At 37.9% G+C, this 14,694-nt stretch carries 8 protein-coding genes; 7 read left to right on the forward strand and 1 reads right to left on the reverse strand.

The genetic code is table 11. From position 1 onward, the window contains the following. The first annotated feature begins 157 nt into the window (after positions 1-157). The 4 genes from J2S74_RS23460 to J2S74_RS23475 all read left to right on the forward strand — a co-directional run bounded on the left by J2S74_RS23460 (position 158) and on the right by J2S74_RS23475 (position 6,300). Positions 158-1,726, forward strand: coding sequence for an extracellular solute-binding protein (locus J2S74_RS23460; protein ID WP_307330941.1), 1,569 nt, complete (start codon positions 158-160; stop codon positions 1,724-1,726). A gap of 76 nt (positions 1,727-1,802) precedes the next feature. After that, positions 1,803-2,762: an ABC transporter permease gene (locus J2S74_RS23465; protein WP_307330944.1), complete on the forward strand. Its 960-nt coding sequence runs from the start codon at positions 1,803-1,805 to the stop codon at positions 2,760-2,762. A gap of 115 nt (positions 2,763-2,877) precedes the next feature. After that, on the forward strand, positions 2,878-3,747 hold the full coding sequence (locus J2S74_RS23470; protein WP_307330947.1) for a carbohydrate ABC transporter permease: 870 nt from the start codon (positions 2,878-2,880) through the stop codon (positions 3,745-3,747). Between the two features lie 93 nt (positions 3,748-3,840). After that, positions 3,841-6,300 (forward strand): glycosylhydrolase-like jelly roll fold domain-containing protein, encoded by a 2,460-nt coding sequence (locus tag J2S74_RS23475; RefSeq protein WP_307330950.1) that lies wholly within the window; start codon positions 3,841-3,843, stop codon positions 6,298-6,300. Positions 6,301-6,390: 90 nt separating this feature from the next. Here the strand turns inward: J2S74_RS23475 and J2S74_RS23480 are convergent, their stop codons facing one another. Further along, on the reverse strand, positions 6,391-7,326 hold the full coding sequence (locus tag J2S74_RS23480; protein WP_307330953.1) for an acetamidase/formamidase family protein: 936 nt from the start codon (positions 7,324-7,326) through the stop codon (positions 6,391-6,393). Between the two features lie 177 nt (positions 7,327-7,503). On the opposite strand from J2S74_RS23480, the gene J2S74_RS23485 reads away from it, so the two are divergent. The 3 genes from J2S74_RS23485 (at position 7,504) to J2S74_RS23495 (ending at position 14,296) form a co-directional block, all read left to right on the forward strand. Further along, complete coding sequence (locus tag J2S74_RS23485) at positions 7,504-8,310, forward strand: histidinol-phosphatase (protein WP_307330954.1); 807 nt, start codon at positions 7,504-7,506, stop codon at positions 8,308-8,310. Positions 8,311-8,888: 578 nt separating this feature from the next. Next, a complete protein-coding gene (locus J2S74_RS23490) occupies positions 8,889-11,489 on the forward strand; it encodes a LamG-like jellyroll fold domain-containing protein (RefSeq protein WP_307330957.1) in 2,601 nt (866 codons plus the stop codon). Between the two features lie 233 nt (positions 11,490-11,722). Continuing rightward, complete coding sequence (locus tag J2S74_RS23495) at positions 11,723-14,296, forward strand: LamG-like jellyroll fold domain-containing protein (protein ID WP_307330959.1); 2,574 nt, start codon at positions 11,723-11,725, stop codon at positions 14,294-14,296. The last annotated feature ends 398 nt before the right edge of the window (positions 14,297-14,694 follow it).

The raw sequence follows: 14,694 nt of genomic DNA on the forward strand, positions 1-14,694 counted from the left end.
AAAAAATGAATATTGTCGGAAAAATGAAAGCGTTTTATATTTTGGTTAACCCAGGGATTTGGGAGAAGAAATTGTCGTTAAAAAGGAGGAGAGCATAGTTAAAGGTATTTCAGTTTTGAAACAGGATCACACAAAAAAAAATGGGGGAATTGAAAATATGAAAAAGAATTCATTACGTTTTTTCCTATCACTCTTAGCATTAATTTTAATTATAGGTCTTATCGGCTGCAGTAGTGATTCCAGCCAAGGAACAAGTCAGAACCAAGATACAAGTTCAAACGATTCAAGCTCAGATTCTTCAAATGATAATGAAAGTCAGGAACGAATGTCCGTAACGATTATGGCGCCATCTTTTTCACCTGAAGGATTAGACTCAGATAGCCCAGCATTAAAGGCGATTGAAGATTATACGAATATGGATATTAACCTACAATTAGTAGCTAATGCAAACTATGAGGATCGTTTTAATGTTACCCTAGCTTCCGGTGACCTTCCACATATTATGGTAGCTTACAAGACACCAAGCTTTATAAATGCAGCTAGGGATGGTGCATTTTGGGATATTACAGATTACTTAGATGATTACGAGAATCTTAGACAAGCCAATGAGATTGTATTAAACAACACTTCTATTGATGGTCGAATTTACGGTGTATATCGTTCTCGTCCATTAGGAAGAAATGCTGCAACAATTAATACAGAATGGTTAGATAACTTAGGGTTAGACATCCCTACTACTATTGACGAATTTTATGAAGTATTAAGAGCTTTCACCTATGACGATCCAAACCAATCTGGACAAGATGATACGTATGGAATGGTAGTTTCTGAATGGGCAGGACCATGGAATACAATGCAAGTTTGGATGGGGGCCCCAAACAAATGGGGTCATGATGAAAATGGCCAGTTGAAACCAGACTTCATGTTTGACGAATATCGTGAAGCACTACGTTTCTTCAAAAAATTATATGATGAAGGCTTAGTTAACGAAGACTTTGCCGTAATGGACTCCGGACAATGGTTTGATCCTATTGTGAATGGTACTGCTGGTGTAGTAGTAGACGTTGCTGACCAAGCGAATCGATTACAAAATAGAATTACAGAAAATTACACAGAAGACGATATTATCCTAGACGTTTTCGGTGCAGTGGAAGGACCACACGGGTTACGTAATCTTCCAACGGCAGGATATCATGGTGTATTGGCAATCTCTAGAACATCAGTAACAACAGAAGAGGAGTTAAGAAGAGTATTACAATTCCTAAATGATTTAAATGACGAAGTACCCCAAAACCTCGCTTATAACGGTGTTGAAGGGATTCACCATGAAGTGAATGATGGTGTATTAGACATTATTGCTCAAAGAGATGGCGGTACGTTGTTTGATCGTGAAGTACGTGACTTGAATCAATTCCAAATGCATGTTTCTGGAGATTTATTTTTAAAGGCTCCACAAACTGCATTACAAAAGAGACAAGACGAAGTAATGGAAGCTAATATGGATATTGTTGTTGCGAATCCAGCAGAACCATTAATTTCACCTACGTATACAGAAAGAGGACAACAACTAGATAATATTATTGATGATGCTCGCATTAAGTTCATCGTTGGTCAAATTGATGAGGATGGATTAGACGAAGCGATTGCATTATGGTTACGTTCTGGTGGAGAAGAATATATTGCAGAAATTAACGAAGCTTATCAAATTGCTCAAGCTGCACAGTAACATATAGCAGAAGTAACTAATGAAGCAGGGGGTTAAAACCCTCCTGCTTTTCATTACAGAAAGGAGAAAAATAATTATGCCAAAAGTAGAAACGAGCCAAAGGATACCAGTGCAACAACTTCCGACTAATAAAGTAACGAAATGGCAAATGATTGTAAGAGATAAATGGCTCTACTTCTTATTAATACCAGGACTTATTTGGTTCATCGTTTTTCGATATGTACCGATGTGGGGAACGTTAATTGCCTTTCAAAATTATTCTCCTTTTTTAGGTTTTTGGGGAAGTGAGTGGGTTGGATTTACTCATTTTGAACGATTATTCCAGAATCCTGATTTTTATAGAATATTAAGAAACACATTGATACTAGCTTTATATGAGACTCTTTTTGTTTTCCCAGCTCCCATTATTTTAGCGTTAATGTTAAATGAAATTCGATTTACTGCCTATAAAAGAACGATTCAAACGTTGGTTTATTTCCCAAATTTCTTGTCCTGGGTTATTGTAGCTAGTTTAACCTACGTATTTTTTACAACTAGTGGAGGAATTGTGAATGTTATTATTGAGAGGTTTACAGGTAGCACAATCTTCTTCCTAGGAGATCCTGAGTGGTTCCGTACGATGATCATTGGACAACAAATTTGGAAAAATGTTGGGTTTGGAACCATTATTTTCTTAGCAGCCCTTGCAAACGTTAGTAAGGAACAATATGAAGCTGCAATTGTAGATGGTGCTGGAAGGTTTAGAAGAATGTGGCACGTTACCTTACCAGCAATTAGACATGTTATTGTCATTTTGTTAATTCTAAATATGGGTAACTTTCTTGATCAAGGGTTCCAGCAAATTTACTTAATGACAAACTCCCTTAATAGATCTGTTGCCGATGTATTTGATGTCTATATTTACTTCTCTGGTATTACGCAAGGAGCATTTAGCCATAGTACAGCGGTTGGTTTATTTAAAGGAGTTGTAGGAATTATATTAATTCTAACTACGAGATATATAGCTAAAAAATTAAAGCAAGAAACGTTATTTTAAGAGTCTGTTCAAAAAGGTCGTTTTTTGAGGTTTTTGAACAGACTCGAAGAAATGAGCGGAGCCATTGCCCATATACTTTTTAAATAAAAAAACTTTAATAGGAGGGAAATTGGTTATGAAATCACATAATACTCCAATGGGCCGAGTATTTGATGTGTTTAATCACATCATATTAGCCCTTATCGCACTTGCTATGATCGTACCGTTCCTATATGTAATTGCGGGTTCCTTTGCTACGGAAGCCGAGTTAGCAAGAAGACCTTTTTTCATTTTTCCAGAGACTTTTACAACTGGAGCTTATCAATATATCTTTTCCACTCCTACCTTCATTAGAAGTATCGGTGTATCCATTTGGGTAACCGTCGTAGGAACGATCGTAAGTTTATCTTTAACATTAATGATGGGATATGCTTTATCTAAATCTCGTTTATTAGGTAAAAATGTCATCATCTACCTTGTTATCTTTACTATTATTTTCCAGGGAGGGATGATCCCTACTTACCTATTAGTTAGAGATTTAGGTTTATTAAACTCCCTGTGGGCATTAATTCTACCGATTGCCATGAATCCAATGTGGTTAATTATCGTCATCTCCTTCTTCCGAAGTTTGCCTAATGAATTGGAAGAATCAGCAAAAATAGATGGCGCATCGGATATAAAGATATTTTTGAGCATAGCTTTACCTTTATCAAAGCCTATTATTGCTACTTTCACACTGTTCTATGCTGTTCAATACTGGGGAGACTACTTTAATGCCTTATTATATATATCCGATAATGCAAAGTATCCTGTCATGTTGTTACTACAAAACATTATGACGATGGCTGATATGAGATTTGGAGAAGTGGATGCGTTAGTGGAGCAACCGGATCAGTCACTAAAATTAGCTGTAATCGTAGTTGCAACACTGCCAATTATGTTTGTGTATCCATTCCTCCAAAAACATTTCGCCAAAGGTATGTTATTAGGGTCTGTTAAAGGATAGAGTAATAGGGTTTCCCCTAGTAGGCGCGCAGTAAGTGGAGCCATTGCGATATACTTTTACGCTATAATATATGGTAAAGGGAGGGGGGATTGAATGGGGAATATAAGGGATGAATTTATTAATCCGCCAGAAGAATATACTCCTATACCCTTCTGGTTTTGGAACGATGATTTAAGGAAAGAAGAAATTTTACGGCAGATTCATGACTTTAAGGATAAGGGTGTGACTGGATTTGTGTTGCACCCCCGGATTGGAATTCCAAAGGAAATTGGCTATTTATCTGATTTTTTTATGGAGCTTGTTCACGCAGCAGTAAGCGAAGCACATAAATTAGGGATGACGGTTATTTTATATGATGAAGGTATGTATCCATCTGGGTCTGCAAATGGTCAAGTAGTGAAAGAGAACCCTCAGTATGCCAGCCGTGGCCTTAAGATGGTGGAACATGCTTGTCAGCCTGGAGAAAATAAAATCACCGTGGAATTATTAGAAGGAGAAGAATTAGTTTCGATTCAAGTTGTAGAAAAGCATAGTCACTCTACCGTTCATTTGGAAAATACGAAAATACTAGATAAAACAAAGAATAGACTTTCCTTTACTCCCCCTACTAAAAACAACTGGTCCATATTGTTTTTCATTGAAACCTATACAAAAGGCACCATTCGAGGCATTCATTTTGGGGAAGATGATGGGGAGGAAGAGGCCCCTCCATCTGCAGACTTACTAAATCCAGATGCCGTACGGACTTATATCCGTCTTACCCATGAAAAATATTATACCGCTTTAAAAGAATACTTTGGGAATACTGTCATTGCAATGTTTACGGATGAACCAGATATGCTTGGGAGAAACGCACTCCCGAACTTAAAACCTTGGACCCGAGGTTTTTTAGATTTCTTTAAGAAGAATGGAAACAAGGAGTCGGATTTACCTGCCCTTTGGTTTGAAGCAGGGGAACGTACAATAGGAATTAGAAAGAAATTTCAAAAAACATTAAATGAAAGATTGACCGTTTCCTACTATAAACCTATTAGTGACTGGTGTACCACACATGGGATAGCCTTAACGGGACATCCAGCAAATAGTGATGATATCGGACTATTAGACCATTTTCAGATACCAGGGCAGGACGTGGTTTGGCGCTGGGTAGCACCTGAGGATGGAAAGTCTTTAGTAGGAGAGCATTCCACTGCGGGAAAGTGTTCTGCTGATGCAGCAAGGCATAGGGGAAGACGAAGAAACTTAAACGAAGTATTAGGAGTATGTGGAAAAGAAAGTGGTTGGGCATTAAGTCCAGGGGATATGAAATGGTATTTTGATTGGTTATTTGTGAGAGGGGTAAATCTCATATGTCCCCATGCATTTTATTATTCTGTTGATGGAAAAAGAAGAAGTCACGAAAGACCGCCGGATGTGGGACCTAATAATAATTGGTGGCCTTACTACAAGCTGTTTGCTCAGTATATTAAACGGATGAGTGCCTTAATGACCGATAGTGTAAATAAAACGGATATTGCCGTTTTGTGCGAAGAGGACCACTTACCTTGGAAAATAGTAAAGCCCCTTTACGAAACCCAAATAGAGTTCAATTACTTGGAAGAGTCTTTACTTTTAAAGAAGTGTCAAGTAGAAAAGGGATGTATCCATATTGAGAGGCAAACCTATAAGGTCGTTATTGTAGAAAATACGAAGTTATTAGGGGAAGACACCATTATAAGATTAAAATCTCTTATTGAAGAAGGCGGTCATGTGATTATACTAAGTAATGAGACCGGAACCGAGATAAAAGGATCTATTACTATTTATAATGAAACATCAATTATACAAGCCTTAGATACGGTAAGGGAGCGGCAACTATTGTTAACTCCCAATAATAAAGCTATCAGGATTAGCAAAATAGAAAAGCAAGGGTTTATTTTTTATGTTGTAGTAAATGAAGGGGAAGAGAATTATAAAGGAAGTTTATTAGTAAACGAAAAAGGGAAGGTGGAACGTTGGGATCCGTGGGATGGAACCATTGAAAGTGTCCATGTTAAGCATTCTGGTCCTAATATAGCTATTCCTATTGTTGTAAACAGGCGGGAATCATTTGTTTATTGTGTTGATCCTAAGACAGAACAGTTACTAACGCATAATGTCAAAAGGATAACTAAATCAAATAAGAGTTTGTCACTACCTGATAATTGGTCTATCAGAAGTGAGACGGCTTTATTAGAGAAAAATGAGTTGGAGTCATGGAGCAATTGGGATGACATGAAACACTTCTCAGGAACACTTATTTATGAAAATACATTTGAAATAAGGGAAGAAGAAATGGAGAAAGCTATTATTCTTGATCTTGGAGAAGTGTATGAAATAGCAAGGGTATCCATCAACGCCAAGGAAATAGGGGTAAAAATGTGGGCTCCTTACCGATATGAAATTATAAACAAACACATAAAACTAGGTAAAAATACATTGAGGATAGAAGTAACCAATAGTAAGGCAAATGAGATAGATAAAATGAGTCTAAGATCAGGATTAATCGGACCTGTCTCCATAGAAATCACATAGAAATAAAAAAGATTATCCTTTAAGGGAGAGTTTAAATGATACAAAGATGTCTCAAAAGGTAAGTTTTTAACCTTTTGAGACATCTTTGATTTATTTGAAAATATTCAACGGTAAGAATGCAGAAACAAGATAATGTGGAATGTCTACCACTTCACTTATTTTTAGATCTACTGCCACACTACATAAGGCATAAGCCTCTTGATCCGTTATCCCATAGTTAGAGGTTAGATATTCAATCATATACATAATTGATTTTCTCGTTGCATCCATTAAGTTTTCACCATAGCCGGTAGTTGCATGATACCCCTTTCTATCAAGACCAGGTGTTAATGGACCGGGTGCTGTAGTAAATTGTGGCTCTTGAATTTGCATCCCCTTGTGCAGTTTGAAGCGGAGCTGTAGATCAATAGGGGCTTCAATTGCTGTTCCACAAACTTCCCCATCTCCTTGTGCCGCATGGGTATCTCCTACAGAAAATAATGCTCCATCGACCCAAACAGGTAAATATAATTTGGTACCCTTTGTAAGGTGACGTATATCCATATTTCCACCGTTTTTTCTTGGTGGAACGACACTGTGCTGACCAGGTTCAGGAAGTGCTACCCCTATTGTTCCGGGGAAAGGATTTGTTGGAATTTCAATTCCATGCAAAAATTCAGCGGACTGGTTATTCTTCAAGTCCCAGATTTTTAAATAAGGGTCAGCGAAATAGTCGTTTAATAAACCAAACCCTGGGATGATGGCAGTCCACCCCCAGCTTTGCATTCCGAAACTTTCAATTTCCACTTCCAGCGTATCCCCTGGTTTTGCCCCTTCAATATAAACAGGGCCAGTAACAGGATTTACATTACTAAAATCGAGCTTCGGAACATCTTTTGTTGTGGATTTAGGAGACAGTTGCCCTCCAGATGAATCCACTACCTCAAAATAAACACTCTTTCCCGGTGCAATAGAAAGGACAGGCTCCAAACTATTATCCCAAGCATTATGGTGGCAATGACGATGAATTGTATGATCATGTCTCATTAAAAATACCTCCCATTATTTACATGGGGACGGTTCCCATGCCTTTTTTTTCGTGAAGCGAAATTTCTTGTATGTAAGTAATTACATTCTAGGTTAATTATCCAAATTCCTCCATAATAGAGTATACTCATACTATACATTTATAATGGAAAATTAAACAAAAGGAGGTAATTTATAATGAAGTTTGATTTACATACCCATCATTATCGTTGTGGGCATGCCAGTGGCGAAATTAGGAATTACATAGAGGCAGGGGTAGAAAGGGGCTTGTCCGTAATTGGTATTTCCGATCACTCTCCATTTTTTTGGAGTGAGGAAGATCAATATAAACCGGGGATTGCCATGGCAAAAAGTGATTTCCAGAACTATATAAATGAGGTCTTGGCTTTAAAGGAGGAGTACGAAGGGAAAATCGATGTTCTTTTAGGTATTGAATCTGACTTTTTTCCAGAACATATTGAAATATATAAGCAAGCATACGAGAAGGTACCTTTTGATTATATTATTGGTTCCGTTCATTTTTCCGGAGGGAAAAGTATTTTCGATAAGACTCTTTTCCATGAAACAGATAAGAAAAGAAAGGTTGAAATCAAAGAGGAGTATTATGGACTTATTATGGAATCAGCACGGTCGGGTATGTTTCAAATTTTAGGACATATTGACGCCATGAAAGGATTTTACCCTGCCTTTTCCGAAATTGCTACTCCAGAGGTAGAAACAGCATTAAAAGTCATTGGAGAATGTGGTATTGCCATCGAAGTGAATACCTCCGCCAAAAATAAAGATGCGGAAGGATGGTACCCATCTGATGATATTCTCGAAAAAGCACTTTATTATGGTGTAGATATTTCATTCGGATCTGATTCCCACGTACCAGAAAGAGTGGGAGATGAATTTGAATTAGTATGTAAAAAGTTAAAAGAAATCGGCTTTCAACGAATGGTTTATTATAAAAAGAAACAAAAACAAATAGTGAAGATATAATAGTTTGGGGACGGTTTTGGATGGAATTTTCTAAGACCTGTCCCTATTTTTTGATTCTTCCTTGGTTTATGTTAATATATTTATTAATGATCTGTAGAAGTTGTCCCTAGAAAAAAAGGTCAAAAAAATAATATAAACTTCTAAAAATATCCTTATTTTTATAACGTAAGACCTAATCCTTAAGAGTTCGATTAGGTTAAATTACCCATGGAGAGTGATGGTAATCTCTAGTAACATTAATTTATAGATAAATAATTAATAAATATATTTTTTATTTATCTTGTTTTGAAAGCGGTTTAAAAGGAAGGGGGAGAGAAATTTATAAAGTGGTAAACAGTCGTCTAAGCATTACATAAGGCGAGATTAATCTTCATTTACCAACCGACTAGTGATTCCTTACTTAAGGAATAAGTAAAGGATAGTTTTTATAAAAGGCTGTTATCGCAAACTTTGTTACTTGCTTTAAAAGCTTGGGAAAGTGGAAAGCGTCCGCATGTAGCGTATCCAAGCAAAAAAATATGATTAAAAACAACAAGCTATACGATAAAAGCCTTATAAAAAGAGAGGAGAATTATTTAATGAGAAAAGGCTCAGTAAAAAAAATGACCTTCGTTTTTCTGACATTACTACTAATTATCCCACTCACTGTTTTGGCAGCTAACAGTAAGGAGGAGCGAAATTCCCCTCCAAACGATAACAACAATAAACCTCATCTAGACTATCAAGGGGACCCAATAGAATTTGAGAACGCAACTGTTCATGATCCTTCCATAATAAAAGTAGATGGTATGTTTTATGTACACGGCTCTCATATTGATGGTGCAAAATCAGAAGACTTAATCAATTGGACCAACTTTACAAATGGCTATACGACACCAGGGAATGCTGTTTATGGTGATCTATCAGAAAATCTAGCCGAATCCTTTGAATGGGCTGGGGAAGATGACGCAAATAGTGCAGGTAGTTTTGCTGTTTGGGCACCGGAGATTTTCTGGAATGAGCACTATGTGAACGAAGATGGCACAACTGGTGCTTTCATGATGTATTATAGTGTATCTTCTACCTATATCCGTTCAGCAATTGGTTACGCAGTTTCACAAGATATTGATGGACCGTTTGAGTATGTGGATACGATAATGTATTCGGGATTTTACGATCACGAAGCTTATGATAATAACAGTAATGTAAATAAACACTATGAAAATACGAATATACCAGATCTTATTGAAGATGGCGTTTTTGATGAACCTAACCCAGATTGGTTTACAGAAGATGGGCGTTATAACTACCGTCTTTATACCAATTCCATTGATGCAAACTTATTCTTCGATGAGGATGGTACTCTTTGGATGACTTATGGGTCTTGGGCAGGGGGAATTTTCATGCTTGAAGTAGATCCTGCCACAGGTCAATTGAAATATCCTGGGGAAGATGGAACAACAGAAGATGGAAGAATGATTGATCGTTATTTCGGGACAAAAATCGCAGGGGGCTATGGTTACTCTGTGGAAGCTCCATATGCTCTATATGATGAACAAACGGGTTACTATTTCCTCTATGTCACATATGGTGGATTAGCAGCGGATGGAGGCTACCAAATGAGAGTTTTCCGCTCTGAAAATCCTGAAGGACCATATGTGGACGCAGCGGGAGCACCTGCATATTTTCCGGATGACCTTGATGATGGTACCGTACGAAATAAGGTAGGGGATCAGTCCCATTCCGTCTTTGGAAATAAATTAATGGGGAATTTCTTATTTGAAAGAAAATTAGGGGATCCAGGATCAGGAATTGGTTATGGTTATGTGTCTCCAGGTCATAACTCCGTTTATACGGATCCTGATACAGGGGAAAGGTTTTTAGTTTTCCACACCCGTTTTCCTGAAAGAGGAGAATTGCATGAAGTACGTGTTCATCAAATGTTTATGAACAACGATAATTGGCCAGTAGTTGCTCCATACCGTTACGCTGGGGAAACATTAGAAAAAGTTAATCGACAAGATGTTATTGGAGAATATAAATTTATTAATCATGGAACAGAGGTAACCTCAGCCATTACTACTTCTGAATTTATTACTTTAAATAAAGACAATACTATTTCAGGTAGTGTTGATGGTACTTGGAAAACGACAGGGCATAACCGAGCAGAGTTAACGATCGATGGTAGTACCTATGATGGTGTATTCCTTCGACAATATGATCCAGCATCGGAACTTACGGTTATGACTTTCACGGCAATGTCCAATGATGGAATTGCCATTTGGGGAAGTAAGACCCTTGATCGAACAGATGAGGAAGTTGTCACAGATGTATTAAATGACATTAATTTAGGTGACTTAACTAGTGTAGTTTCTGATTTGAACCTTCCTACAGAAGGGACAAGAAATACAAAAATTTCCTGGGAGACATCTGACCCTTCTGTGATCACAGAAGATGGAGTAATCACTCGACCGACAGCAGGGGAAGAGGATGTGTCAGCAACCCTTACTGTAACTGTTACAAAAGATGATATTACTGCTACCGAAACGTACGATCTAACCGTACTAGCATATGGAGAAGCTGGTATAGTGGCTCACTACCCACTTAATGGAGACTTAGAAGACATTACGGGGAATTTCAGAAATGGGGAAGTAACTGGAGATAGAATGGATAATGAAGGCGGTAAGATCTCTTACTTCGAAGGACAATTTGGTCAGGCGGCCTATTTTGATGGGGAGTCTGGAGTCAGGCTACCAGACGGTCTTATTTCAAGTGACACGTATTCCGTATCCCTTTGGTTAAATCCAGAGCGATTAACGGATTTTACCACTTCTTTCTTTGGAGCAAGGGATAACTCAAATTGGGTGAGTCTTCTGCCGCGGGGGCCTATAGGTGGTCAGACGATGCTCTGGTCAGGTGAGCAATGGTACGATGCTAATACAGGAACTACAATTCCTACTGGGGAGTGGTCACATCTAGCATTCACCGTGGATGAGGGTACGATAATCGTATACCTCAATGGAGAGGAAGTCTTTAGTGGAACGGATTTCCCTAATATATTTACAACTACTCAAGGTAGCTTTAGCTTAGGAGTAAACTGGTGGGATATCCCATATCAAGGGTTAATGGAAGATTTACAAATTTACGAAGGGGCATTAGCTCCAGAAGAAATAGCTGGTTTAGCTCAGCAGAGCAATTAATTGAAAGAGGGCGTCTCAAAACTTTTTGAGACGCCCTCGAATTTATTTTGTAGCTTGCGTCTTTACCCTTGAGGGCTAGTTAGATCTATAGTATTCTTAATTCATTGATAAAACAATTAATAAATTTGTTATTGATGGGAAATAAGGGGGAGGGATTTATCCTGTATAGGTATAGAAAAATTTTTTCAGGAAAAATGGATGCGTTTTCATATGTGGGTTGAGAGGAGAAAAAAATGAATATAAAAACAATAAATACGATATTTTTAATGATTGCTCTGATTTTCACAGCCGTTACATTAGCAGCTTGTACTGACGATGAAACAGCAATGTCAGATGAGAATATAGCTGATAAGGTAATCCAGGAAGTGAATGAGGAAAAGGAAGTGCCGTGGCCAGATCCTGTTTTTAACAATGCTTCGGTACATGATCCTTCTATCATTAAAGTAGAGGATACATTTTATATATTTGGATCACACATTGCTGCAGCTACGTCAACAGATTTAAAAAGCTGGGATACTTTTACAAACGGTTATACAACACCAGGTAATTCTTTATACGGAGATCTATCAGAGAATCTAGCAGAATCGTTTAAATGGGCTGGAGAAGATGATGCCGATAGTAAAGGTGGTTTTGCCGTTTGGGCACCAGAGATTTTTTATAATGAACATTATGTCAATGAAGATGGTTCAACGGGTGCTTATATGATGTATTATAGTGCATCTTCTACGTACATTCGATCTGCAATTGGGTTTGCAGTTGCTCAAGATATAGAAGGACCTTATACGTATGTTGACACATTAGTATATTCTGGTTTTACAGAAGAAGAAGCCTATGATGTTGATAGTGATGTAAACAAAAAATGGACGAATACGAATATTCCACAGCTTATTGAAGAGGGAAAACTAGCAGAACATAGCTCGGCTTGGTTTAATGGAGATGGAAGCTATAACAATATGCAGTTTCCAAATGCCATTGATGCTAATTTATTCTTTGATGAAGATGGACGTCTTTGGATGACGTATGGCTCATGGTCTGGGGGAATTTTTCTTCTCGAGTTGGACAAAGCAACAGGTCAAGCGATATACCCAGGCGAAGATAGGAAAACAGAAGATGGTAGATTAGTAGATAGATATTTTGGAACGAAAATTTCAGGTGGATATGGCAGGTCTGGAGAAGGACCTTATGTAGTTTATGATGAGGCTGCTGGATACTACTACCTGTATGTTACCTATGGATGGCTAGGTGCAGATGGTGGCTATAATATGAGATTGTTCCGATCCACAGATCCTGAAGGCCCATATTTAGATGCGAAAGGGAAAAATGCTGTTTTGCCAGGGAACACAGAGAATTCCCCTTACGGCATTAAGCTTATGGGTAACTTTTTGTTCGAAAGACAAATTGGTGAACCTGGATCAGGAATTGGCGTTGGTTACGTATCTCCGGGGCACAACTCAGTATATACGGACACAGAAACAAGCCAAAGGTTCTTAGTATTTCACACTCGTTTTCCAGAAACGGGAGAGATGCATCAAGTCCGAGTTCATCAAATGTTTATAAACAAAGATGGATGGCCGGTAGTGGCTCCTTACCGTTATGCGGGGGAGACGCTAGAAGAAGTTCATTCCGAAGAAATCATTGGTAACTACAAATTTATTATCCATGGTAAAGATAATTCAGATACGATAAAAAGATCAGTATCTATTCGCTTGAATGAGGATAATTCTATTTCAGGTAACATAAGCGGTACATGGGAATTATCTGGTGAAAATGAAGCAGAAATAGTGATAAATGGAATTACCTATGATGGCGTATTTGTCCGTCAATGGGATCCAATTGCTAGAAGCTTTGTTATGGCATTTACAGCAATAAGTGAAGAAGGAGTAACTATTTGGGGAAGTAAAGTTCCTGAAAGGACAGTTGAAGAAGTTGTGTCTGCTGTTTATGAAGAACTTTCCCTTGGTAACACCAATCAAGTGACGGCTAATTTAAACCTTCCAACCGAAGGGGTTCAAGAAACAGCTATTTCATGGGAAACTTCTGATTCTGATGTTATTTCAAATGATGGTAAAATCAGCCGACCAGCTGTTGGCTCAGATAGTGAAACAGCAACACTAACGGCAACCATTACAAATGGGGAATTCACAGAAACAAAGAACTTTGAAATAACCGTATTACCGTTAAGGAAAGTAGGTTTGGCTGCCCATTATAATTTTAATAATAACCTAGAGGACAGCACTGGCAACTTTGACGCTGGTGTCCCATCGGGTGATCGCATTAATAATTCAGATGGTTCTATCACATTTGCGGAAGGGAAATTTGGTGAAGCTGCTGTATTTGATGGATTATCAGGTATCCTTTTACCAGAGGGACTTATTTCAAACGACTCCTATTCTGTGTCCCTATGGGTAAAACCGGATCAATTAACCCCCTTTACAACCACTTTCTTTGGAGGAATGGATGAAAATAACTGGGTAAGTCTCGTACCAAGTGGCCCTGTAGATAACAGTACAATGGTTTGGTCTGGCAGCGAAAGATGGTATGATGCTGTTACTGGTATTACAATCAATCCAAATGAATGGACACATCTTGCTTTTACTGTAGATAAAGGTTCCATCTATGTATATGTTAATGGTGAGGAGATGTTTTCTGGAACCGACTTCCCACATATTTTTAAAAATGCAGGAGCAAGCTTCGCTCTGGGGGTTAACTGGTGGGATGCACCATATAGAGGGCTAATGGATGATTTACGTATTTATGAAGGGGCTCTACTTCCAACACAGATAGAAGAACTAGTGAATATAAATTAAAGAGAAAAAGAATAAATTATTTATATACAAAGAGGCTGGGACATAACTAAAGTGTTTAATCGGAAATACGAACAATACACTACCTTAGCGGAGAAAATATACGTAGACTCCTGCGGAAGCAGAGGCTCACCAGCCGCCCGCGGAAAGCGAAGTATATTTCCGAAGCGGGTAGATTGCACCTACATCTAGTTTGTTCGGATTTCTTATTAGTAAAAATACTTCTGTCCCAACCTCTCTTTTTTATTAGCTGCAGATCCTAGAGTAAATCTACCATAGCTATTTTTAAATAAGATAAAATTTCGACTAAAATAATTATTTATAGATAGTAACTAATTTTAGAAGTCTTTTAGGTAAGTACTAAAAATAGTTAAGAAATAAAACATAACACGTATTTCTAT

The sequence above is a fragment of the Evansella vedderi genome, assembly GCF_030813435.1.
GTDB lineage: Bacteria > Bacillota > Bacilli > Bacillales > Salisediminibacteriaceae > Evansella > Evansella vedderi.

Excerpts from the sequence above, each read along its gene's own strand:
- J2S74_RS23460 (WP_307330941.1), top strand. The coding sequence starts at position 158 with ATGAAAAAGAATTCATTACGTTTTTTCCTATCACTCTTAGCATTAATT.
- J2S74_RS23465 (WP_307330944.1), top strand. The coding sequence starts at position 1,803 with ATGCCAAAAGTAGAAACGAGCCAAAGGATACCAGTGCAACAACTTCCG.
- J2S74_RS23470 (WP_307330947.1), top strand. The coding sequence starts at position 2,878 with ATGAAATCACATAATACTCCAATGGGCCGAGTATTTGATGTGTTTAAT.
- J2S74_RS23475 (WP_307330950.1), top strand. The coding sequence starts at position 3,841 with ATGGGGAATATAAGGGATGAATTTATTAATCCGCCAGAAGAATATACT.
- J2S74_RS23480 (WP_307330953.1), bottom strand. The coding sequence starts at position 7,326 with ATGAGACATGATCATACAATTCATCGTCATTGCCACCATAATGCTTGG.
- J2S74_RS23485 (WP_307330954.1), top strand. The coding sequence starts at position 7,504 with ATGAAGTTTGATTTACATACCCATCATTATCGTTGTGGGCATGCCAGT.
- J2S74_RS23490 (WP_307330957.1), top strand. The coding sequence starts at position 8,889 with ATGAGAAAAGGCTCAGTAAAAAAAATGACCTTCGTTTTTCTGACATTA.
- J2S74_RS23495 (WP_307330959.1), top strand. The coding sequence starts at position 11,723 with ATGAATATAAAAACAATAAATACGATATTTTTAATGATTGCTCTGATT.